The 20,978-nt window shown below is 29.4% G+C and carries 22 protein-coding genes; 12 read left to right on the forward strand and 10 right to left on the reverse strand.

Features of this window, described 5'->3' with window-relative positions:
- Nucleotides 1–72 precede the first annotated feature (72 nt).
- A complete protein-coding gene (locus AQ1689_RS00650; RefSeq protein WP_101954860.1) occupies nt 73–417 on the reverse strand; it encodes a hypothetical protein in 345 nt (114 codons plus the stop codon).
- Between the two features lie 509 nt (nt 418–926).
- On the opposite strand from AQ1689_RS00650, the gene pheS reads away from it, so the two are divergent.
- The 3 genes from pheS (at nt 927) to AQ1689_RS00665 (ending at nt 3,919) form a co-directional block, all read left to right on the forward strand.
- Nucleotides 927–1,946 carry a phenylalanine--tRNA ligase subunit alpha gene (gene pheS, locus AQ1689_RS00655; protein WP_058885995.1) on the forward strand — a complete coding sequence of 340 codons (1,020 nt, stop codon included), beginning with the start codon at nt 927–929 and terminating at the stop codon, nt 1,944–1,946.
- An 83-nt stretch (nt 1,947–2,029) separates the two neighbouring features.
- The gene (locus AQ1689_RS00660; protein WP_101914189.1) at nt 2,030–2,425 is read left to right on the forward strand and encodes a hypothetical protein; all 396 of its coding nucleotides are present in this window, start codon (nt 2,030–2,032) and stop codon (nt 2,423–2,425) included.
- Nucleotides 2,426–2,551: 126 nt separating this feature from the next.
- Entirely contained in the window at nt 2,552–3,919 is a 1,368-nt protein-coding gene (locus AQ1689_RS00665) for an alanine/glycine:cation symporter family protein (RefSeq protein WP_101954861.1), read from the forward strand.
- A 359-nt stretch (nt 3,920–4,278) separates the two neighbouring features.
- Here AQ1689_RS00665 and AQ1689_RS00670 read toward each other — a convergent pair whose 3' ends face one another.
- Complete coding sequence (locus AQ1689_RS00670; RefSeq protein ID WP_101954863.1) at nt 4,279–4,623, reverse strand: HopJ type III effector protein; 345 nt, start codon at nt 4,621–4,623, stop codon at nt 4,279–4,281.
- Nucleotides 4,624–5,287: 664 nt separating this feature from the next.
- On the opposite strand from AQ1689_RS00670, the gene AQ1689_RS00675 reads away from it, so the two are divergent.
- From AQ1689_RS00675 to aspS, 3 genes are all read left to right on the forward strand, one after another.
- Nucleotides 5,288–5,710 carry a hypothetical protein gene (locus AQ1689_RS00675; RefSeq protein ID WP_101914184.1) on the forward strand — a complete coding sequence of 141 codons (423 nt, stop codon included), beginning with the start codon at nt 5,288–5,290 and terminating at the stop codon, nt 5,708–5,710.
- A gap of 1 nt (nt 5,711) precedes the next feature.
- Nucleotides 5,712–5,906, forward strand: coding sequence for a helix-turn-helix transcriptional regulator (locus AQ1689_RS00680; RefSeq protein ID WP_058886319.1), 195 nt, complete (start codon nt 5,712–5,714; stop codon nt 5,904–5,906).
- Nucleotides 5,907–6,043: 137 nt separating this feature from the next.
- On the forward strand, nt 6,044–7,798 hold the full coding sequence (gene aspS / locus AQ1689_RS00685) for an aspartate--tRNA ligase (RefSeq protein WP_101954865.1): 1,755 nt from the start codon (nt 6,044–6,046) through the stop codon (nt 7,796–7,798).
- Nucleotides 7,799–7,911: 113 nt separating this feature from the next.
- On the opposite strand, the gene AQ1689_RS00690 is transcribed toward aspS, so the two are convergent.
- Both AQ1689_RS00690 and AQ1689_RS00695 read right to left on the reverse strand, forming a co-directional pair.
- A complete protein-coding gene (locus AQ1689_RS00690) occupies nt 7,912–8,979 on the reverse strand; it encodes an XRE family transcriptional regulator (protein WP_101954866.1) in 1,068 nt (355 codons plus the stop codon).
- Nucleotides 8,980–9,029: 50 nt separating this feature from the next.
- Nucleotides 9,030–9,659 (reverse strand): hypothetical protein, encoded by a 630-nt coding sequence (locus AQ1689_RS00695; RefSeq protein WP_101914181.1) that lies wholly within the window; start codon nt 9,657–9,659, stop codon nt 9,030–9,032.
- Nucleotides 9,660–10,060: 401 nt separating this feature from the next.
- Between AQ1689_RS00695 and AQ1689_RS00700 the strand changes: the two genes are divergently transcribed.
- The 3 genes from AQ1689_RS00700 to AQ1689_RS00710 are packed head-to-tail and all read left to right on the forward strand — an operon-like array spanning nt 10,061 to nt 11,308.
- Nucleotides 10,061–10,318: a hypothetical protein gene (locus AQ1689_RS00700; RefSeq protein WP_101954867.1), complete on the forward strand. Its 258-nt coding sequence runs from the start codon at nt 10,061–10,063 to the stop codon at nt 10,316–10,318.
- Between the two features lie 10 nt (nt 10,319–10,328).
- Nucleotides 10,329–11,048, forward strand: a complete 720-nt coding sequence (locus AQ1689_RS00705) for a DUF1266 domain-containing protein (RefSeq protein WP_101954868.1) — start codon at nt 10,329–10,331, stop codon at nt 11,046–11,048.
- A 59-nt stretch (nt 11,049–11,107) separates the two neighbouring features.
- Nucleotides 11,108–11,308 (forward strand): hypothetical protein, encoded by a 201-nt coding sequence (locus AQ1689_RS00710; protein WP_145993710.1) that lies wholly within the window; start codon nt 11,108–11,110, stop codon nt 11,306–11,308.
- A gap of 289 nt (nt 11,309–11,597) precedes the next feature.
- On the opposite strand, the gene AQ1689_RS00715 is transcribed toward AQ1689_RS00710, so the two are convergent.
- Entirely contained in the window at nt 11,598–12,383 is a 786-nt protein-coding gene (locus tag AQ1689_RS00715; RefSeq protein WP_101954869.1) for a hypothetical protein, read from the reverse strand.
- A gap of 111 nt (nt 12,384–12,494) precedes the next feature.
- On the opposite strand from AQ1689_RS00715, the gene AQ1689_RS00720 reads away from it, so the two are divergent.
- Genes AQ1689_RS00720 through AQ1689_RS00730 form a run of 3 tightly spaced genes read left to right on the forward strand, consistent with a single transcriptional unit; the run spans nt 12,495 to nt 14,754 of the window.
- Complete coding sequence (locus AQ1689_RS00720; protein WP_101954870.1) at nt 12,495–13,049, forward strand: hypothetical protein; 555 nt, start codon at nt 12,495–12,497, stop codon at nt 13,047–13,049.
- Nucleotides 13,021–13,854: a tetratricopeptide repeat protein gene (locus tag AQ1689_RS00725; protein WP_101954871.1), complete on the forward strand. Its 834-nt coding sequence runs from the start codon at nt 13,021–13,023 to the stop codon at nt 13,852–13,854. The genes AQ1689_RS00720 and AQ1689_RS00725 overlap by 29 nt, the downstream gene beginning before the upstream one ends.
- 15 nt (nt 13,855–13,869) lie before the next feature.
- Nucleotides 13,870–14,754 (forward strand): rRNA adenine N-6-methyltransferase family protein, encoded by an 885-nt coding sequence (locus AQ1689_RS00730; RefSeq protein ID WP_101954872.1) that lies wholly within the window; start codon nt 13,870–13,872, stop codon nt 14,752–14,754.
- A 21-nt stretch (nt 14,755–14,775) separates the two neighbouring features.
- Here AQ1689_RS00730 and AQ1689_RS00735 read toward each other — a convergent pair whose 3' ends face one another.
- From AQ1689_RS00735 to AQ1689_RS00755, 5 genes are read right to left on the reverse strand one after another with little or no spacing between them, the layout of a single operon-like run.
- Nucleotides 14,776–15,708, reverse strand: a complete 933-nt coding sequence (locus AQ1689_RS00735) for a 2OG-Fe dioxygenase family protein (RefSeq protein WP_101954873.1) — start codon at nt 15,706–15,708, stop codon at nt 14,776–14,778.
- Between the two features lies 1 nt (nt 15,709).
- Nucleotides 15,710–17,614 carry an AAA family ATPase gene (locus AQ1689_RS00740; RefSeq protein ID WP_101954874.1) on the reverse strand — a complete coding sequence of 635 codons (1,905 nt, stop codon included), beginning with the start codon at nt 17,612–17,614 and terminating at the stop codon, nt 15,710–15,712.
- Nucleotides 17,615–17,627: 13 nt separating this feature from the next.
- Nucleotides 17,628–18,437, reverse strand: coding sequence for an ABC transporter ATP-binding protein (locus AQ1689_RS00745; protein WP_101954875.1), 810 nt, complete (start codon nt 18,435–18,437; stop codon nt 17,628–17,630).
- Between the two features lie 13 nt (nt 18,438–18,450).
- Entirely contained in the window at nt 18,451–19,413 is a 963-nt protein-coding gene (locus AQ1689_RS00750; protein ID WP_101954876.1) for an ABC transporter permease, read from the reverse strand.
- Nucleotides 19,413–20,954, reverse strand: coding sequence for a phosphate ABC transporter substrate-binding/OmpA family protein (locus AQ1689_RS00755; RefSeq protein ID WP_101954877.1), 1,542 nt, complete (start codon nt 20,952–20,954; stop codon nt 19,413–19,415). Before AQ1689_RS00755 ends, AQ1689_RS00750 begins: the two co-directional genes overlap by 1 nt.
- Nucleotides 20,955–20,978: the final 24 nt, after the last annotated feature.

Genomic DNA, 20,978 nt, shown 5'->3' on the forward strand with positions numbered 1-20,978 from the left:
TACATCTTTTTTGTTTTGAGAACCACAAAAGAAACATTTTAATAGAATTTCAGAAACCTTTTTCTTTTTATTTTACAAATTTAAACAGGCTCTTAAGGTATTAAATTCTGTCTCATTAATTAAGCCACTTTCTTTAAGATTATTTAACTTCGTCAATTCATCAGCAATAGAAGTTTCATTTTTCTGTGTCATTTTTTCTAATGCTTTTTTTTGTGCATTCTGTGTTTTTAACACTTCTTTTTTATAATTTTCATCTTCTTTGTTCTTAGAAATCAAAGTAATAACCAATCCAATCAAAGGACTTAAAAATAATGATAAAAAGAAGGCACTAAAAAAACCAATTTCTCTATCTGTACCAATAAGACCAATAAGACCAATAATAAAACTAAATATTATCCAGCCAAAAAATATTCCCATAATTAAAATTTATATTTCCTACTCTTTTGGATTTTCGGTTTCTCCTTGTTTATTTAAGTGGTTTCTAACTCCACACGCTCAGTTTTTTTCTTAAATCGAATAACAAAACCACAGTTACCTTTTCACTACAAAAAAAGGATCTTATATATCTCATTATGAGTACGAATATAATTAATCTAAGACATTTTTTATTATTTTTAAATTTTCTTTTCGCTTTTACATTTTAGACAATGTTTATTGTTTTATTTTCATGAAAAAAAAATAATTTACAATCTGTTAAATTTAAAATCATCAAAAATTAACTGTTTTAATATTTATTTATGATTTCTAGAAATAAAAGCAAATTACACTAAAAAAAATAATCACTAAAAACTTTTTTATAGTCATTTATTACCAAGTTACTAAGCTTCTTATTTATTCACTACTTTTTAATTAAGATAGTTAATGACAGTTATTATGTATTTTGATATAAAAATATTAAATTTGCAGTCAAATTTTGGACAGATAAGATGTTAGACAAAGTAAAAGAATTGATTGGTGATGTAAATGTTTTTCAAGCAACTTCAAAACAAGAAGTAGAAGCTTTCAGAATAAAATACTTAGGAAGTAAGGGTTTATTGAAAGATTTATTTGCTGAATTTAAAAATGTTGATCCAGCAATGCGTAAAGATTTTGGGCAGGCATTAAACACTTTAAAAAAATCTGCAGAGCAAAAAGTTAGCGAATTAAATGACAATTTAGATAGCACTTTTGAGCATAAAAGTTTTTATGGCGATTTAACCCGTCCGTCAGAACCAATTAATTTAGGTTCTCGTCATCCAATTTCATTGGTGAAAAATCAAATTATCGAGGTTTTTAACAGAATTGGTTTTACCGTTTCTGAAGGACCAGAAATTGAAGATGATTGGCATAACTTTACCGCATTAAACTTGCCAGAATACCACCCGGCACGCGATATGCAGGATACTTTTTTTATCGACAAAAACCCAGATACTTTATTAAGAACCCATACCTCATCGGTACAGGTTCGATATATGGAAAATAACACACCTCCTATTAGAACCATTTCACCAGGGCGTGTTTTTAGAAACGAAGATATTTCATCACGTTCGCACTGTATTTTTCATCAAGTAGAAGGATTGTATATTGATACTGATGTATCTTTTGCCGATTTAAAACAAACACTTTTATACTTTACCAAAGAGATGTTTGGAAAGTCAAAAATTAGGTTAAGACCTTCTTATTTCCCATTTACAGAGCCAAGTGCTGAGGTAGATATTTACTGGGGATTAGAAACTGAAACTGATTACAGAATTACCAAAGGAACAGGTTGGTTAGAAATTATGGGCTGCGGAATGGTAGATCCTAATGTATTGAAAAATGCCAATATTGACCCTACAAAATATTCAGGATACGCTTTCGGAATGGGAATTGAACGTATCGCTATGTTATTATATCAAATTCCTGATATTAGAATGTTTTACGAAAACGACAAACGTTTTTTAGAGCAGTTTAAATCAGTTATATAAATAAAAGTTACTATTAAATACAAAAAGTTGAAAAGTAAAGAATCAATTCTGCTTTTCAACTTTTTGCTTTTAACACCTATTACATGAGAAAAGACATAAAAATACCAGGAGTTACTGATGTAGAAATTGCCATCACTTTAGAAAAAAATCCACAGGATAATTTAGAGGAGTGGAGCGTTTATATTATCAATAAAAAAGACATTGATTTAGAAATGGTCGTTATTGTTTCACAAGGATTTTCTGAAACTAAAAAAACCTCTTTATTCCGAAGAAAAATTGACCTTTTAAAAGCGAAATCATTTTCTAAATTTGAAATAATGCAACCCGAATTATTTGCTTTAGACAATCAATTTCAGGTTACTTTTTTCGAAAATAATATTTTACACGACAAAACATTTATCTTTCAAGAAGGAACAATTCAAAAAGGATTTTTCAGGCATATCGACCTTTTAAATAAAGAAGGCGTAGTTTGTAAATAATTTCATTTTCAAATAGCTTTTTTTTGATATTTAATTCAACGAAAACACCTAAAAGTGGCTTGTAACATTATTACAAGCCACTTTTTTTTATACTAATTTTATTCATTTCACTAAAAAACAATCGTTATGTTTACAGAAATTCAAGATATAGTCGCCACATTTTCAGCATGGATTTGGGGAATTCCCTTATTAATATTACTAATTGGTGGCGGATTATGCTTATTTATATATTCAGGCTTAGTGCCTTTTAAATACCTAGGACACGCCATCGCTATTTTAAGAGGAAAATACGACAAGCACGACACACCAGGAGAATTATCACATTACGAAGCCCTATCATCCGCTATTGCGGCAACCGTAGGAATGGGAAATATCAGTGGAGTAGCCATCGCCATTGCCATGGGAGGACCAGGTGCCATTTTTTGGATGTGGATTAGTGCTTTTGTAGGAATGGCAACCAAATTTTTCACCTGTAGTTTGGCAATCATGTACCGAGGAAAAGACGAACAAGGAAACGCAAAAGGCGGGCCGATGTACGTAATTACAGAAGGATTAGGAAAAAAATGGAAGCCTTTAGCAGTATTTTTTGCCACCGCAGGTTTGGCAGGAACACTCCCCGCTTTTCAAGCAAATCAATTAACACAAACCATTATTGATGTTTTTAAAGTAAACCAAGCAAATGAGTTTGTGGCAAAATTATTAATAGGAATTGTCATTGCATTTATAGTATCTACCGTAATTTTCGGAGGAATTCAACGCATCGGAAAAGTAGCTGGAAAATTAGTTCCTATTATGGTGGTGGTTTATTTAGCAACCGTTTTAGCAATCTTATTTTTAAAAATCGAAGAAGTTCCAAACATTATTTCATTAATATTTACGGATGCTTTTTCAGCAAATTCTGTTTTAGGAGGTGCTTTAGGAGCGTTGATAATTACAGGAGTAAAACGAGCAGCATTTTCTAACGAAGCAGGTTTAGGAACCGCCCCAATGATGCACGGAACCGCCAAAACAGACGAACCAATTAGAGAAGGATTAGTAGCCATGTTAGGGCCTGCGATTGACACTTTATTAGTTTGTACGTTAACAGCCTTGGCAATTTTATCATCAGGAATATGGAAAGATTTTGACGGTAACGGAATTTCAATGACCTTAGCCGCCTTCGATTCGGTGTTGCCATATCATTTAGGAAGCATCATTTTAACCATTTGCGTTTTAATTTTCGCCTTCTCAACATTATTCACCTATTCATTTTACGGCTATAGCTGTTTAAGTTATTTAACCAACGCTAAAACGGGTAAATATTACAATTATTTTTACGTTTTTGTTATAGTAATCGCCTCGGTTATAAAGTTAGATTTTGTAATTAATTTAATGGACAGCGCCTATGCTTTAATGGCGATTCCAACGGTAATTTCTACACTTTTATTAGCACCAAAAGTTAAAAAAGCCGCCACTATTTATTTTGATAAATTAAAATCAGGTGCTTTTGATTAAGTGTATTTTCTTCATTATTTTTTAAAATTTCACCCAAAAACACCAATCATAATTTATATATATGATTGGTGTTTTTTTTGAAGCTATTTCCCGCTTTCCGCACTCGCTTTTTTTTGAAAAAAAATCAAAAAAAGAGCTCAAACAATTGCTTCAATCGGGGCTAGGAATTTGTGCTGTTTTTGATAATTTGTATTTTATAATTAAGAGATTGTTTAAATTTCATCTAAAAAAAATATCAGAAGAAACAAGAAATCGCATCGGTCAACCTGAATTTATTTCAGGTTCGCATCCTGATTTGCCTTGATTCTCCTGTTGATGCGATGCTGAAATAAATTCAGCATGACGTTTATCTTTAAAATTTAAACAAGCTCTAAAGTTTCATTTTCAAAAACCAATCCTTCAAAACCTGTTTTCATAAAGTTTCTAATATTCTGATGGTCGGTTGCTGTTGGGTTTTCTAAAACATCAATAAAATAATACGCTCCAAAACAAGCCAAGGCTTCTTCTTTGCTTAATTGCTCTTTAATAGCAAATGAAAACACTTTACACGAACCTAAATTTTGAGTACTTGCATTTTCTAAATCGCCATTTTTAAATGCTGATGCCGTAAAAGTGTAGTTTTCTTCAATAACATTAATTGTTTCTGAAAAATCTAGTTCTTTAGGTGTGTTTCTTAGTTTATTTTTAAATTCTTGTAATGTCATAATTTTAGATTTTATCTAGTTGTTTACTTATCTTCTAAAAAGCTTGTGAAATTACATTTTTTATGTAAAAAAGAACACGTTTTACACTGTTACATCTTTTATCTGACGTTAATAAAATACAATTTTGATTTTATCACTAAAAAAAATACACCTAAACAACTTTTAATTAGCTCGTTAATTTATTTAGCCCCGATATGTCCGTGATAAAAACCTAAAAGTCACTAGTCAGTAAACATCAAAAAAAACAAAATACTGTAAATCAAGTTTTTACACTATATTTTTATGTCTTTTAATATTCTTTAAAACTGTTATATAATTGTATGTCAACAATCTGGAATAATTAAAGTAATCCTCATTTTAAAAAAAATTATGTATTCATATTTAAAAACAACTGCAATGTTAAATTTTATAATCGTATTAATATTTCCTAAATTATTGAAAGTTTTAAATGCTTGGTTCTTAAAAAAATTATATCCAAAAATGACAATTGACGATTTAATTAAATACGAGAAAGAGGCTAAACAGACCATATTTCAAAGGATAAAAAACTAGATAAAAACTAGATTCTCGTCATACTGAATTTAGTTCAGTACCACATCAATTAAAAAAAAGTAACGTTTTATTTTAAAAATGTAAAGTTTTGTTTACATTTGATAAAAAAAATATGAACACACAAATTTTACCTAATTGGTGTAAAAAAATAGGTTTAACCGTTTTTGTAATCGGTTCTTTTATAGAGGGAAGAGATGATTTTATAGAAGGATTTACAGGAAAACCCTATCAATCTCTTCAAAATACAGGAGTATTTACATTTCGAGAATATTTTGGTGATAATTTGATTCATTTATTTGGAATGTTCTCTTTAATTGGGATGATTATTTATATAGTATCCAAAGAAAAAATAGAGGACGATTATATCAATAAACTTAGATTAGAGTCTTATCAAATAACAGCATTAATAGTATTATCGGCTTCCTTGTTACTTTATGGTATTTCTAATAATTTCACTGTTAATATAGACAGTTTTATTAGCGTTTACTCATGGATTTATTTACTCATTTTTGGGATTAAAAAAAGACAATTTTAACATGAAAAACTTACTAAAAGTAGAACGTGCAAGGCATAATTTAACCCAAGGTGCTTTGGCAGAAAAATTAGGTGTTTCAAGGCAAACTATTTACGCAATTGAAGCCCAAAAATTTAATCCGTCAGTAACATTGGCAATTAAAATGGCACGCTTATTTGATGTTACCGTAGAATATTTATTTGATATTGATCAGTAAAAAAAATACAATTATGATACAAATTATTCTCATAATTATCATTTATGTTATAGAAAAACTGCTAATAATCTTAAGTTAAAAAACTTAGATAAAATATATTTATAATTGCGTAATTTTGCATATCTAAAATTCTAGAAATGTACAGAACACATACTTGTGGCGAATTAACAGCCTCGCATATTAATACTGAAGTAACCCTTTCTGGTTGGGTACAAAAATCACGTGATAAAGGTTTTATGATTTGGGTCGATTTACGTGATCGTTACGGAATTACGCAATTAATTTTTGATGAAGAACGTACTTCTAAAGATTTAATCGAACAGGCAAAAACCTTAGGGCGTGAATTTGTAATTCAAGTTACAGGTACTGTTATTGAAAGAGAATCGAAAAATAAAAACATCGCTACTGGTGAAATTGAAGTGTTGGTTACTAAATTAGAAATTTTAAACCAAGCAAAAACGCCACCTTTTACTATCGAAGATAAAACAGATGGTGGTGAAGATATCAGAATGAAATATCGTTATTTAGATATTCGTCGTAATCCTGTAAAAGATAGTTTGATTTTCAGATCAAAAGTATCTATGGAAGTGCGTAAGTATTTATCTGACCAAGAATTTATAGAAGTTGAAACGCCTTATTTAATCAAGTCAACTCCTGAAGGAGCGCGTGATTTCTTAGTGCCTTCAAGAATGAACGCAGGGCAATTTTATGCCTTACCACAATCGCCTCAAACCTTCAAACAACTATTAATGGTTGGTGGAATGGATAAATACTTTCAAATTGTAAAGTGTTTTAGAGATGAAGATTTACGTGCCGACCGTCAGCCAGAATTTACACAAATTGACTGTGAAATGGCTTTTGTTGAGCAAGAAGATATTTTAAATATTTTTGAAGGATTAACCCGTCATTTATTAAAAGAAATCAACAATGTTGAAGTGGATAAATTTCCAAGAATGTTGTACGATGACGCAATGCGTTTATACGGAAATGATAAACCTGATATCCGTTTTGGAATGGAATTTGGCGAATTAAACGAAGTAACACAACATAAAGATTTTGGCGTTTTTAATAGTGCTGAATTAGTGGTTGGTTTCGCTGTTCCTGGAGGAAATAAATTCACAAGAAAAGAAATAGACAATATTATTAAATGGGTAAAACGTCCTCAAGTTGGCGCTTTAGGAATGATTTATGCTCGTGTAAACGAAGATGGAACATTCAAATCTTCTGTAGATAAATTCTACGATCAAGAAGACTTAGCGAAATGGGCAGAAATTACAGGTGCAAAAGCTGGTGATTTAGTGTGTGTTTTATCTGGAGATACCAATAAAGTAAGAGCCCAATTATCGGCTTTAAGAATGGAATTAGCAGAACGCTTAGGTTTAAGAGATCCTAAAGTATTTGCTCCTCTTTGGGTTATAGATTTCCCATTATTAGAATTAGACGAAGAAACTGGGCATTATCATGCAATGCACCACCCGTTTACATCGCCAAAACCTGGGCAATTAGAATTGTTAGATACAGATCCTGGAGCGGTTAAAGCAAACGCTTACGATTTAGTGTTAAATGGAAATGAAATCGGTGGAGGTTCTATCAGAATTCATGATAAAGAAACACAAGCGATCATGTTTAAACATTTAGGATTTACCGAAGAAGAAGCAAAAGAGCAATTCGGTTTCTTAATGGATGCTTTTGAATATGGCGCACCACCACATGGAGGTTTAGCTTTCGGATTAGATAGATTGGTTGCTATTTTAGGCGGACAAGAAACGATTCGTGATTTTATCGCTTTCCCTAAAAACAATTCAGGACGTGATGTTATGATTGATGCTCCTGCTGCTTTAAATGATGCACAATTATCAGAATTAAGTATTAAATTAGATTTGAAAGAGTAATCTTTTTTTTAAATATATTGTAAAATCCCGTGCTTTTAGTACGGGATTTTTTTGTTGGGATTATTTTAGTCGCATAAATTTATTCTAGATACAATAAGTTGGTAAACTACCAACTAAATAATAACTCTCAGTTTTGATTTATCTGAAAAATTGAAATACTTTTTAAGAATATCATGAGGTAAATAAAATGCTTTAGACAAATCTTCATCAGAATAATTTAATTCTTTTTTATGTAATTCATAAGCATTTTTAAATATAACAGGTTTATCAATATACACAAGTGTTTTTTCCACTTTACGCTCACCCATTCTACTTAATTCAATCATAAAATAAGTAGCTCTATTTTCAGGAATACTACGTAAATCTTTTGCTCTTCTTATAATAGACTGTTTTGATGTATGCCAATATTTTTTTAATGGAGCTAAGTCATATAAACTCAATCCAAGTAAAGAATTTTGAATACCAAAAGCAGGCATTAAAAATTCAGAAGCAAAACGATTTGCTTCATTCTCTTTTTGTTTTTCATCACGATGCATTGGATTAGGAAAGTCACCTGTACAATGCATTAAAATATGCCCTAACTCATGAGCAAGAGTAAATCTTTTTCGATCATTAGAAAAATTTCTATTAATAACTATAACAGGATTTCCTTTATCAGTTAAAAATGATACCCCATCAAATTTATCTGTTACATCATCAAATTCTATAACAATTATACCATTACTTTCAAGATATTTAAAAATATTTATAACAGGTTCTCGCTTATCAAGTCCTATTAATTTCCTAGTGAATCTAGCTACCTCCTCTGGAGTATATTCTTCAGGATCTAATGGTCTTAATGAAAAATCAGGATAATCAACAGAATCATTTAATTGATCGACTAAATAACCAATAATTTTATTATTCGAGTCTAACTGTACTTTTACAGCCTTAGTTATGCCTGATTTTTTTCTATAATGAGCAATTTCAATGTCATTATTAATCTTTTTAGTAAAAAATGTTACAGGAAAATTAAGAAAATTAATTAGTTCATAAATAATATTTTCTGATAAAACATCAAATCCCTTTTCAAATTTTGATAAGTTAGATTGAGATAAACCTTTAATTTTTTTTGATAAATCAGTTTGACCTATCCCTCTATATTCTCTCGCAAATATAAATTGTGAGTGGTTGAATTCCATAATTTTAAAAATTTAAAAAACATTCTAAAATTTAAGGTGTCTATTATTAATTACTCATTAGAAGCTTTTCTTCTAACTAATTGCTCTTTTATAGAGACTTTTACTGTATTATTTTGTGTATTCGGTTTAAATAAAGTTTTTATAGCTATTACATCATTTTCTGCAACAATCCATTTAACTTGATTTTCATCAATATATACTACTTCTGGAGATACTATTTCGCCCATTCTATCAATTTTATATCCAAAAAATAAAATTGGATCATCTTGATAAACTTCATTATCAAACATAGGTAAACTCAATTGATTAGAAATTGTATTTACATGTTTTGTTTTAATATTCATTGGCATATTATTGTTGTTCAATTTTTTCACAAGGAAAATATAATCATTCAACCTTAAAATAAACCTTTTGTATTTACCCCATTTCCAATCATTAGAGAATTCAACTTGTAAACTCTCAACTATTGAAGTATTTAGAACAGAGGCATCAAAACGAACTTTTGAATCGGGACTAAACATAGATGAAACCTTATTAAACTTCTTAACACCTCTATTAAAAGCTTTAAAAATTTTAGGCAACTCACTTTTTAAATCTAGCAAGCACTCATCTTTAGACACTTGCCTTCTTTTTCCTGTTCGACTTGTGGACTCCATTTTTGTTACTATATTTGTAGCCATATATAAATTGATTTTGTGACACCTTAAATCAAAGAACTTATAAATAACTCTGCTCTAACAGAGTTTTTTTACAGATACAAATATATAAAAATAAACAATAGTTGTAATATTAAATTGAAAAAATTGTATTTTCTTAATTAAGAAAACCAATTAACAATATCATATTATTTCTTACCTACTTCCAAAAAGCCTCAAAAAAACTTTCAAGTAGGTTTTTTATGTACAAAATTCAAGAGTAATACTGAGTAATCTTTTTTTTAAATATATTGTAAAATCCCGTGCTTTTAGTACGGGATTTTTTTGTTGGGATTATTTATATAACTCAATATAAATTAACATTTTAAAATCAATAAAATTTATTTAGATTAATTATATTCGTATTTAAAATAAGATAAAAAAATATGGGAAAAATTGAAAATGTACTAGAGAAACAAAACAAATTCTGGGTATTTATTGTTGGTATCGTTTTAATTATTGGAGGAATATATTTCTTTTTTGATATGAAAACAACGGAAGAAGCTGGGTTACCCGTAAGAATGAAAAAAGTATTTCAAATAGTCTATGATTTTGGTGGAAAATATGCAATTCTCGCAATTTTTGAAGGCTTAGGGCTTTTTGCATTAATTTCAGGAATACAACAATTAAGAAATAAATTATAATAATAATAATATGAATCAAAATACATACTACATAATAGGCGCAATTGCAGTAGTTTTTACCATATATATCATTTTTGTAATCACTTACGCTAGTAAAAGAAAGAAAAAACAATTAGAAAAATTTAACAACCTAAAACCTTTAAATAAAAACGAAAAAAATGCCTTAGTCTTTGGAGCAATACTTTCTTATCATAGAGGCGAAGATATCTTAGAAATTAAACCTAAAGATTCAATTGATACCTATAAAAATGGACTAAGAGATTCTTGGGAAATATCAACTAAAGAAGAAGCTATTCAAACAATTAGTGCATTAATTTCACTTGACAGAAGCCAAGAATTTGATAAATATCTATTAAATCCTTCGGAAGATTTAACCAAAATAGAAAAGAAAATAGCAAAAGGCTTAAAATTAGAACTAGGAGAAATACAGCAAGTAAAATCAACTTTTTCTTGGGATATTTGTAGAGCAGTATCCTTAGCAAAATGGTGTTTTTGGTGTGATTATTTAACAGAAGAAGAATGTTGGAATTTTATTAATCAAGCGGTTAATACAGCACAAAACTTAGGTTCAAATTGGAAAGATTATACCATTTCATTTTTATTAGGAAGAACTATGCAAGGTTTTGATTTAGACGATGTAATTATAGAATCTGAACAACTTTTAAGTGGTAAAAATTTACTTGGAGAAAAAAAATTTTTAACTGTTTATTCAAAATTCCCGTACAAATAATAACAACTTATAGCATTAAAAATTATTATGAAACACCTTATAATTAAATCGATTATAACATGACTAAAAGAAACCTATCATTAGTGATGACTATATTGGCAATGTTTTTAACTATTTTAAATTTTGACTTTGCTACTTTCAATATTGAATCAAAAAGCACTTGGATTTTTATAAGCGCTTCAATACTTCTTATTGCATCGATCGTATTACTATTTATCAATAAAAATAAAACTATAAAAATTGAAGAAAAAACCAAATAAATTAGAAGCGAAAAAAAGTGTAAAATTTACTTTAACAATCGTTGTTGTACTATTTTTGATAGAAATAAGTTATTCTTTTTTTAAAGGAACTTTTTTTCCCTTTATTTCAAACTAAAAGCTGTTTATTAAATACACAAAAACGTGTTTAGAAGTTAAAAAAGATAGTCCGTTCGAACGTTTTTTTTCCTGCTAATTATTTTAATTAAAGATATATATAAAATTAAAATCCCTTTTAAAAACATATTTTTAAAAGGGATTTCAGTTCAGTTTAGATACTTTTTTTAAAGAACTATTTTAAAACAACCGCCTTTTCGATAAGGACATCAAAAACATAGCCTGCTCCGAAATCTTTATTCAAAATAACAGTTCCTTTTAGCGTAATAATATCGCCAATTTTTACGATTTCATTGCTGGTAACGGTAATATCATATTGCCCGTTTCCTGTTGTTCCGTCTTGTAAATGGATGAAATTAACACCCATAATCCCATTATTTACCTTTACAGCTTTCCCTTTAATAATAACCTGTTTATTTTGATACGCTTTTGGGTTTTCAAAAAGATCGGCAACTCGTATTCCGTTGCTTGCTTTTTCAATAATACCTACTTTCGATTTTCGTGTCGTATTCTTTTTTTTAACGGCATTTACCTTCTTATTAGTTTCTTTTTTAGGCTTACTCCCTACTTCATTAATTTTTTCTCGAATCCCCTGTGCAAAAATAACACGGTCAAAAGTTCGTTTTAAAATTTTGCTTTCAAAATTTCTCATTTCCATTCCTCCATCGTAATAATAAGTAGCACCTATTTTTACTTGTTTTCCTGGAACGGCAATCCAATATTCTTTCTCTTTTTCTGAAACTTTCAAGTAAACATAACCTCCTGCAGGTATTTTTTCAATTACAACCACTTTATGAGCATTTGAATGCATTGCTTTTTTGTCACTATTTTGGTCATTATTTTTTTCTACAGCAACTTTTTCTGTTGTAGATTCTTGATTTTTAATTGTTACTTTTCCTGAATTTTTACACCCTGTTAAAACACTTGTTATTACTAAAAAAATTACGGTAAAATACTTCATTATTCTTGTTTTGTTTTAAGGATAAAATTACAGTTTTTCGCTAAAATTAAGCGTATTTTATATGACTATTATTACTAATCTTACTAAGAGATTTTTTAGTACTTTTATCCTATGAAAAAAAAGAAAATTATAAAAATTGCCCTCATTAGTATTACAACGCTGTTTGTTGTGCTAGTGGGAATATTTCTCTATGGATATTGCTATCTTAAAGAAGCGTACAATACCGAAAACAAGCCCTATAAAAACTACATTGGTTATATCGACCAAAACAAAGCTTTACTTAATAATAAATACCAATTATGCAATGAGGGTGATATTTATAAAACCTATAGCGGAGGTAGTTTAAAAGCGTATAAAGGCTCTAAAAAACGATTTAGAGATACTTTAAACACCAATTTCAACACTAATAATTATACAGATTCTGGTTATTTAAATTTTCGATTTTTAGTAAATTGTGAAGGAAATGCAGGTTGGTTTGAAATTATTGAAATGGATTTAGACTTAAAAGAAGCACCCTTAAATCCTAAAATGGTTGACGAACTTTTTAAGTTTACTTCAAACCCAGCGCGTTGGAATGTTATTTCTTATGAAAACACTCCTCTAAATTATTATATGTACGTATCTTATAGAATAGAAAATGGAAAAGTTGCTCAAATTATCCCTTAGTATTAGTATTGTTTTGATGGTTGTATCTTGTAAAAAAGAAACTGTTTTAAACTCATCAGAAAAAAGAATTCTTGCCGAAAAAAGATATGAAAAAGCCGTTCAATTTAGGCAAGGTTCTACCCCTTTTCAAAATGGTATTATAGAAGCTTTAAAAATAGATTCAACCTATGAACAAGCTATTTACGAATTGTCTGTTGCACACCTAAAAAGAGGAATGCCACATAAATGGAAACCACAATATGACAAAGCTTTAAAACTAGACTCTATAAACAGAATTCCATGGCGTGGTTATTTGTATTTATGGTTTTACCGTGATTATAAAAAAGCCATTGCCGATTTTGATATGAGTGATGTTTTAACACCTAATTTTATCGATGCTCCTCAAGGGCTTAGTGTAGATTGCTGGCGAGGCATTGCCTATTTAGGACTAAATGATTATAAAAAAGCTATCTTTTATTTTGATAAATACATAACCAAAGAAATTGAAGATTTTAGTGAAACTTCTGTCGATGTTACTGCTTTTTTATATCAAGGAATTGCCTATCTTGAATTAGGAAATTATACTAAAGCTGAAGCATCTTTTAATAAGATGATAAAAAATTCTTACGGTTTTAGTGCTGATGCTAAATATTACAAAGCATTGATTTTATCTAAACAAGGAAAAACAAAAGAAGCAAAAGTGATGCTTACTACTGCTCTTAAAGATTTTAACGATGGTTATTACAATAAAAGACCTTATATCGAAGCATTAAGACAATTATATTTAGATGATTATAAAGAACTAGAAGCTTCTTTAACAAACTAAAAACCTACAAAATTAATGAACGACAAATTACACAATCAAATTATAGATAATTACGATACTTTAAAATATGCCTTATTAAAAGCACAAACTTTTGATGAATCTCATTTTGGTTTTCCTGAAATTTATTATAAAATAATGGAAACAGATGCGCAAAGAGTAAACGCATTTAAAAAAGCTTTTGAGCTAAATAATAACTTTAAAGATGCCGTCGTTTGTGAAATTGGTGTTGGTACTTTGCCACTAACAAAATTATATATGCCACACGTTAAAAAGGCGTATTTAATTGAAAACAATCCAGATTTAATTCCTTTTATCAACAAAGAAATTGAAAAATACGATTGGAAAGATAAAGTAGAAGTTATTTATGCCGATGCGCTTACCGTCAATTTACCCGAAAAAGTAGATCATATTATTGGTGAATTAATGAGTATTTATTGTGCTAATGAATTTCAAGTGCAAATTTTTCAGCATATGCGTCAGTTTTTAAAATCGGATGGTAAATTATTCCCGAATAGAATTGTGAATTTCGCAAGATTATGCGAGGCTGAAATAGATGAAAATGTGCATCATTATCCTGTGATGTTTACAAGACATCAGCCGATGTTTTTATCGCAACAATTTTTAGCCAATGAAATAGAATTGTTAAAAGAGAAAAAAGAAGGTGTAAATTTAAGTTTTTCAGTTCCTGCTTTATTTTCAGGTACAATTAATGCCTTATATTTAGAATCGTATGTAGAAGTTACACCTGGTGCTAATTTTACAGGTACAGATAGTTTAATGCCTCCTACGGTTTTAAAAACCACCAATACTTTAGATGTTAAAGCAGGTGATTTAATACATATCGATTTTAGTTTTAAATATGGCGATTCTCTTGATAAAATTAGCTGTATGCTTTCTTAATTTTTTAGTAAATATTATTTATTAAGATACTATTTCAATATCAAAACCAATAATATCTCTAACGCCTTTTTCAGCTAAATTTATCGGCTGAATAGGCGTTACATAATGCCATAAATCAGTTCCGAATTCTTTTTCTTCACCAGTATCTGCTTGAAAAGCAAATTCTCCTGCTTCTAAAATCGTATTAAAAATCAATTCTTTTTTTTCTGAAATAGCTTCAAAAATTTGAGTTTCTCCACCTAAAATATTCGTTCTATTGATAACCAAAGCAGACACAATATATTTTGCACCATCTTCATGAACACCTTCTGGAGAGTTTTCTCCTTTTATCTGAACATCAGAAATTGTGCGCATAAAATGACTCGTAACTTTTATCTTTTGAGTAGTTGGATGAATTTCACTTATCAAAAGAAATACTTCTTTTAAAAGGCTTTTAAATAATTCATTTTCTACGGATGCTTTTGATGCTTGTTTAAAAACACGTTTCCAAACTCTAAAATCAGATACATCTTGTTTAAATGATTTTGCTTCAATTCGTTTTACAAGTAAATTATTTCTTTGTTTTTTTGATGATTTTTCTGATGATTTCTCAACTGTAAAAGAAGAAATATTTCGTTGTCTTGTAATTTTAGAAAGGATTAAAAATTCTTTCTTTTGATTTTCTGATAATGTATCAATCCAAGGATTTAAAACACTTTTTGATAACTTTCCTTCAAAATAATCTTGATATATTTTTTCTAAAGAAATTCTATCTTCTATAAAAATCGACTTTAAAAATGCAATTTGATTATTTTTAACCAAATACACATCATCCATTAAATCAGTATCAAAAAAAGGTTTAAAAGATGCTATAAAATCGGCTTTATTAATGGCTAAATCGGTTAACGAACCAATACGAATTGGCGCTTTTATAGTTCGTTTTAATCTTGCAGATATCTCTTTTTCGGTAATCATTTTATAATACTTCTTCGGCTTCTTGAAACATCAAATATTTTTCCACTGTTTTATTTACTGGCGGTATATCTTGTTCAACAATCGTGATTAATAATTCTTTTGTTATGGGAGCAATTGCAATAATTCTGTTTGCTTGATATTCAATTATTTTTTCAAAAAGATTTCTTGCTACACGAGCATTTCCAAAGTTTTTATCCTTTTTTTCGTAGAGTTTTTCAAAGATAAATAAGAGTTTTTCTTTGGCATCAGCAGCTAAAACAAAATCGTTCTTTTTACAAAAAAGCTCAAAAATAGCGACCAATTCTGTCGGTTTATAATGATCAAAAGTAAAATACCTGTTAAAACGCGATTGTAATCCTGGGTTTGAATTGATAAAACTTTTCATTTCATCAGGATATCCAGCTACAATAACGACCAATTCTTTTCTGTGGTCTTCCATTTTTTTCAGCAATACTTCAATTGCTTCGTTTCCAAAATCTTTTTTAGCATCTTTTGCCAACGCATATGCTTCATCAATAAATAAAACACCATTTAACGAAGCAGTTACAATTTCTTCAACTTTTAAAGCCGTTTGCCCAACATAACCCGCAACCATTCCGCTACGGTCAGTTTCTATTAAATGCCCTTTTTCTAAATATCCTAAATGTTTGTATATTTTAGAAATTAAACGTGCTACCGTAGTTTTTCCTGTTCCTGGAGGTCCCATAAATACAGAATGCAATGAATTATTTACACTTTTTAATCCTTCGGCTTCTCGTAATTTTTGAACCTTTAAAAAATTAGATAATTCAGTTATTGCGCCTTTAATATTATCTAAACCTACCAATTGATTCAATTCCTCTAAAACTTCTTCTAAAGTCTCATTTTCATCAATTTCAACCTCTTTTACGCCTTGTAATTTTTCTTTCGGATGCTGTAACTTATCGTTTATCTTTTTAAGAATTTCTTGTTCTTCTTCAGATACTGTTCCATCTGCTTTTGCAATTAAAGAAGCAATTCGATATAAAAAAGCAGCTGAATTTGAAAAATGTGGATTCTTTAATCGCTTTAAAATTAGTGGTAATAAAAACTCATTTTTATAGGTATCTCCTAAATCAAAAAGAGTGGCTTCTTTTATAATTTCGATATTTTTATCAAAACTATCTGAAGCAACAAATTCATTTATTCGAGCGATACTCAAACTGCTTATAATATCCTTTCCTTGTAATTTTTCAAACAAAAAAGCCAATAAAAACTTAATTCTTAGCGTTGCTGTTTTATTTTCTTCACTTATTAAATTACAAACCTTATTAAAAAGTTTAATAATATCTTGTAATATGATATGTTCGGCGGTAAATTTTACGGCATCATCGGTTTTAGTTACGATGTCATTAATTACTGTTGAAAACCGTTTATTATTATTTAAATCGTCTGCTAAATTTTGAATTTTATCACCTTCATTTTTTAAAATTTCTAAAAAAGAAGCATCAATATCAAAATTAGTAGCACTACTTTCTTTTTGATTTACAAAGCGTTTAAATTTATCAGTAAAAGAAGCTAAATTTTTCTTTTCTTCATTTACTGATACACCTAAATCACTCACCAAATTTCTTATTAATGATAAATGCTCTTCATCAAAAGAAAGAAATTCGTCATTTTTTAAAGCCGTAATTCCTAATAAATACGTGTTATTTTTTGTGTGAATATGTTTTGAAGTAATTACAAAATCGAAATCATTGCTATCTTTCTTTGACGAATAAAGCAATAATAAATCTTCATCTTTAATTTTCAGTTTTGAAAAATCCGCAGAAATAGCAATTATTTTTAAAGGATTTGCCAATTTCCCTTTAAAGAAATAAGGCGTATCTTTTGAAGATAATTTCTTAAAAAATAGGTCGATTATTTTATACGATTTTGTACTATGCATAGACTATTGATTATTAATTTTCTGAATCTATTGCCATCATTGCATCTTCTACTTGATGCACTAATTCATCAAAATGAGGCAATCTTTTAGTTTCTCTATTTCGTTGAAAAGGCAAATCGACATTAATATGTTTTACAAAATTTGACGGTGCGTGTTTCATGATATAAATATCATCGGCTAAATACACCGCTTCCTGAATATCATGCGTTACAAACAAAATAGTTGGGCTAAATTTCTCCCAAATATTGATTAATAAATCTTGCATTTGTAGCCTTGTTTTAACATCTAAAGCTCCAAAAGGCTCATCCATCAATAAAATTTCTGGATTCGACATTAAACTACGTGCAATGGCAATTCTTTGTAACTGTCCTCCTGATAAATTTGGATATTGTGCATACTTTTTTTGATGCCCATCTAAACCTACTAATTGAATCATTTCCATAGCCCGTTCATCACGTTCTTTTTTAGAAATTCCTTCAAATTTCAATGCCAAACCAACATTATCTAAAACGGTCATCCAAGGTAAAGAAGAATATTGCTGAAAAACCATACTTACCCTATTTTCTTTGCTAACAGGTTGCCCTTTTACCAAAACACTTCCTGATGTTGGTTGTTGTAAACCTGCAATATATCTTAATAAAGTAGATTTCCCACAGCCCGACATTCCTAAAATAACAGCGAGTTGCCCTTGCATTGGTTTGTCTTCAATTAGTAAATCTAAATTTTGAATAATTTTAGTTTGTCCGTTATTATACGACTGCTCAATATTGCGTAATTCGATAATATTAGAAGCTTGTGCGTTGTCTGTAAATAGTAAACTCATCGTTTATTTTTTATTAACGTTTGTTTGTATTAATGTGTTTGTAAGGAAACAAAAGTTTGTCTATAATGACAAATAATCGATCTTGTATTACGCCAATAATAACGATGATAATTAATATTGCAAACGCTTTATCTATTCTACTTTGTCTTTTTGCTGTCCAAATTAATTCACCAATTCCACCGCCTTTATTTAGCATTTCTACGATGGTAATATAGGTCCACGAAATTGCGGTTAAAACTCGAATATCATCAATTAATTTTGAAAATACATAGGGCATATATACCGATTTTATGGTTTGCCATGGTGTTGCTCCTAAAGTAAACACCGTGTTTAAATATACTTTTTGAACCTGGTCAATTCGTTGAACCACCACAGGAATTAAATAAACTATAATACCAAAAGCTAAAAAACTGACTTTCATTTGACTTCCTAAACCGAGCCACATAATAAAAATTCCTGTTACAGCTGTTAGCGGAATAAAACGATATGAATCAATTATTTTGCTAAACAAACCTCTAAAAAGCGGAATTAATCCTAAAAGAAAACCAACAGGAATTGCAATAATAATTGCTAATAAATATCCTAAAAGATTTAATTTAATCGATAAAAAAGTATTTCCAATAACATCATCATCTTTATTTAATTCAGGAAAAGCTTTGATTACTTTTATTGGCGAAGGTAAAATAGGATATACTTTGTTTTTAACTAAACCGTACTGTGTTAGTTTTTCAATACTTTTTGTTTCTAAAAGTGTATAATTAGCTACTAAAAGTGAATCGCTTTCGTAGTATTTTCTATTTTCTTCGGATAAAGAAGTAGGTGAGATCGTGTCGTTTTGGGTGATGATAGTTTTAGATAAAACTTCAGCTAATAAAAACCAAAACAAAATAAGAATTACGCTTCCCAAAATGGTTAGCGTAATTCTTTCTTTCGATGTGAGTTCTCCTCGTAACTCAAATAATTTTTTATAGTTCATTAGTCTACAACTAATTCAAAATCGGTTCTTCTATTTTTTGCTTGACAATCTTTATTCTGATTTCTCTCACAACCAGCAATTGGTTTATCAGGACCATTTCCAAGGATAATAAACCTGTTTTTAGGCATATTATGTTGATCGATTAAATAATTAGCAACCGACTGAGCTCTTCGTCTAGAAAGTAAAACATTAGAACTTCTTTTTCCAACATTATCTGTATTTCCTTCAATACGGATGCGTGTATTTGCAAAAGCTTTTGCTATTGGCGTAAATTGTACGTCTATTAATTGCTTTGCATTATCACTTAAAATAAACTGACCAGTTCTAAAACTGATACTTACTTTTTTTGATGATAAAGATGCTTTTTTAGTTAATTTATCATTGGCTACAGAAAATTGTTTTTCTTTTTCAGAAACATGATTTGCTCCTGTTAAAGAAGTTGTTTTTGTTACTAAATCTTTTGTAGAAAGTAATCTCCAACTTTTTGCACCTGAAGTATTGTATCCTAAATTTTGATACTTTACTTTCATTTTATTATATAAATTCTCTCCTGTTACACCGTTGTAATTATTATTTAATCCGAAGAAATTTTGATTATCTCCATGAGTCGCTAAACGTACATTATTAATGGCATCATAACAAAAATCTTCCGGTTGCGATAAGCCTTCTGCTAAAATTTTAGCGGCTTTCTTTTTATTAGCATCCGAATTATTAAGTTCAGAAGCTCCAATCATCCAACCTTCGTATAATTCTCTTAATTGCTCTTTATTATTTTCGATAAAATCTTTTTTAGCGACAAAAACATCAGCAATAATATGTGTTGCATTTTTAGTACTTTCTAAAACACTAGCTCCTGCAACTTTTTGAACACAATCAGCATCATCCGGGCTCCAAACAACAGCTGCATCTACAGTTCCACTTTTAAAAGCATCGGCAGCATCAATAGCACTTGGTACTTCTATAATTTTAACATCTTTTACACTGATATCTCCTGCTTCTAATAACCAAATTAAAAACGAGTGCGATGGTGTCATTGGTGCTACTGCAATTTTCTTACCTCTTAAATCGCTTACTTTATTAATTCCACGACGTGCAACAATGGCATCTCCTCCACGACTCCAGTCTGCTTGAAAAACAACTTGCGGTTGATATTGCGATAATCCTGCAACTTCGGTAGGAAAAGCATCAATAGTTGCCCACATTAAATCGATATCGCCATTTTTAAACGCATCACGAGAAGCATCAAAATCATCAATTACTTTAAAATTTACTTTAAATCCGTAATCTTTATAAAATCGAGAATTCGTATTTGCTTTAAATCCTTCATTAAAATATTGTCCACCTGCATAACCTCCCCAAGTAACAACTCCGATATTTAAGACATCTTGATACCCTTCTTTAGTTTCTGAACTCGCAGTTACTTCATTTATTTTGTCTTTAACCTTCGGATCTCTTAGTTTATTTAGTAAGAAATAAACACCGCCAATAATTACTGCAACGATTAATATTTTGGATAATGGAGTTAATTTTTTTCCTGCCATAATTTATTTTTTTACTAGTTGATA

The sequence above is a fragment of the Tenacibaculum finnmarkense genome, assembly GCF_900239185.1.
In the GTDB taxonomy this organism is placed as follows: domain Bacteria; phylum Bacteroidota; class Bacteroidia; order Flavobacteriales; family Flavobacteriaceae; genus Polaribacter; species Polaribacter finnmarkensis.

What these genes read in the sequence shown, in the direction of transcription:
- AQ1689_RS00725 (WP_101954871.1), top strand. Translation starts at nt 13,021, where the DNA reads ATGGAAAAGTTGCTCAAATTATCCCTTAGTATTAGTATTGTTTTGATG.
- AQ1689_RS00715 (WP_101954869.1), bottom strand. Translation starts at nt 12,383, where the DNA reads ATGAAGTATTTTACCGTAATTTTTTTAGTAATAACAAGTGTTTTAACA.
- AQ1689_RS00650 (WP_101954860.1), bottom strand. Translation starts at nt 417, where the DNA reads ATGGGAATATTTTTTGGCTGGATAATATTTAGTTTTATTATTGGTCTT.
- AQ1689_RS00740 (WP_101954874.1), bottom strand. Translation starts at nt 17,614, where the DNA reads ATGCATAGTACAAAATCGTATAAAATAATCGACCTATTTTTTAAGAAA.
- AQ1689_RS00675 (WP_101914184.1), top strand. Translation starts at nt 5,288, where the DNA reads ATGAACACACAAATTTTACCTAATTGGTGTAAAAAAATAGGTTTAACC.
- AQ1689_RS00750 (WP_101954876.1), bottom strand. Translation starts at nt 19,413, where the DNA reads ATGAACTATAAAAAATTATTTGAGTTACGAGGAGAACTCACATCGAAA.
- AQ1689_RS00730 (WP_101954872.1), top strand. Translation starts at nt 13,870, where the DNA reads ATGAACGACAAATTACACAATCAAATTATAGATAATTACGATACTTTA.
- AQ1689_RS00690 (WP_101954866.1), bottom strand. Translation starts at nt 8,979, where the DNA reads ATGGAATTCAACCACTCACAATTTATATTTGCGAGAGAATATAGAGGG.
- AQ1689_RS00670 (WP_101954863.1), bottom strand. Translation starts at nt 4,623, where the DNA reads ATGACATTACAAGAATTTAAAAATAAACTAAGAAACACACCTAAAGAA.
- AQ1689_RS00665 (WP_101954861.1), top strand. Translation starts at nt 2,552, where the DNA reads ATGTTTACAGAAATTCAAGATATAGTCGCCACATTTTCAGCATGGATT.
- AQ1689_RS00660 (WP_101914189.1), top strand. Translation starts at nt 2,030, where the DNA reads ATGAGAAAAGACATAAAAATACCAGGAGTTACTGATGTAGAAATTGCC.
- AQ1689_RS00720 (WP_101954870.1), top strand. Translation starts at nt 12,495, where the DNA reads ATGAAAAAAAAGAAAATTATAAAAATTGCCCTCATTAGTATTACAACG.
- AQ1689_RS00735 (WP_101954873.1), bottom strand. Translation starts at nt 15,708, where the DNA reads ATGATTACCGAAAAAGAGATATCTGCAAGATTAAAACGAACTATAAAA.
- AQ1689_RS00745 (WP_101954875.1), bottom strand. Translation starts at nt 18,437, where the DNA reads ATGAGTTTACTATTTACAGACAACGCACAAGCTTCTAATATTATCGAA.
- AQ1689_RS00710 (WP_145993710.1), top strand. Translation starts at nt 11,108, where the DNA reads ATGACTAAAAGAAACCTATCATTAGTGATGACTATATTGGCAATGTTT.
- aspS (WP_101954865.1), top strand. Translation starts at nt 6,044, where the DNA reads ATGTACAGAACACATACTTGTGGCGAATTAACAGCCTCGCATATTAAT.
- AQ1689_RS00695 (WP_101914181.1), bottom strand. Translation starts at nt 9,659, where the DNA reads ATGGCTACAAATATAGTAACAAAAATGGAGTCCACAAGTCGAACAGGA.
- AQ1689_RS00755 (WP_101954877.1), bottom strand. Translation starts at nt 20,954, where the DNA reads ATGGCAGGAAAAAAATTAACTCCATTATCCAAAATATTAATCGTTGCA.
- AQ1689_RS00680 (WP_058886319.1), top strand. Translation starts at nt 5,712, where the DNA reads ATGAAAAACTTACTAAAAGTAGAACGTGCAAGGCATAATTTAACCCAA.
- AQ1689_RS00705 (WP_101954868.1), top strand. Translation starts at nt 10,329, where the DNA reads ATGAATCAAAATACATACTACATAATAGGCGCAATTGCAGTAGTTTTT.
- pheS (WP_058885995.1), top strand. Translation starts at nt 927, where the DNA reads ATGTTAGACAAAGTAAAAGAATTGATTGGTGATGTAAATGTTTTTCAA.
- AQ1689_RS00700 (WP_101954867.1), top strand. Translation starts at nt 10,061, where the DNA reads ATGGGAAAAATTGAAAATGTACTAGAGAAACAAAACAAATTCTGGGTA.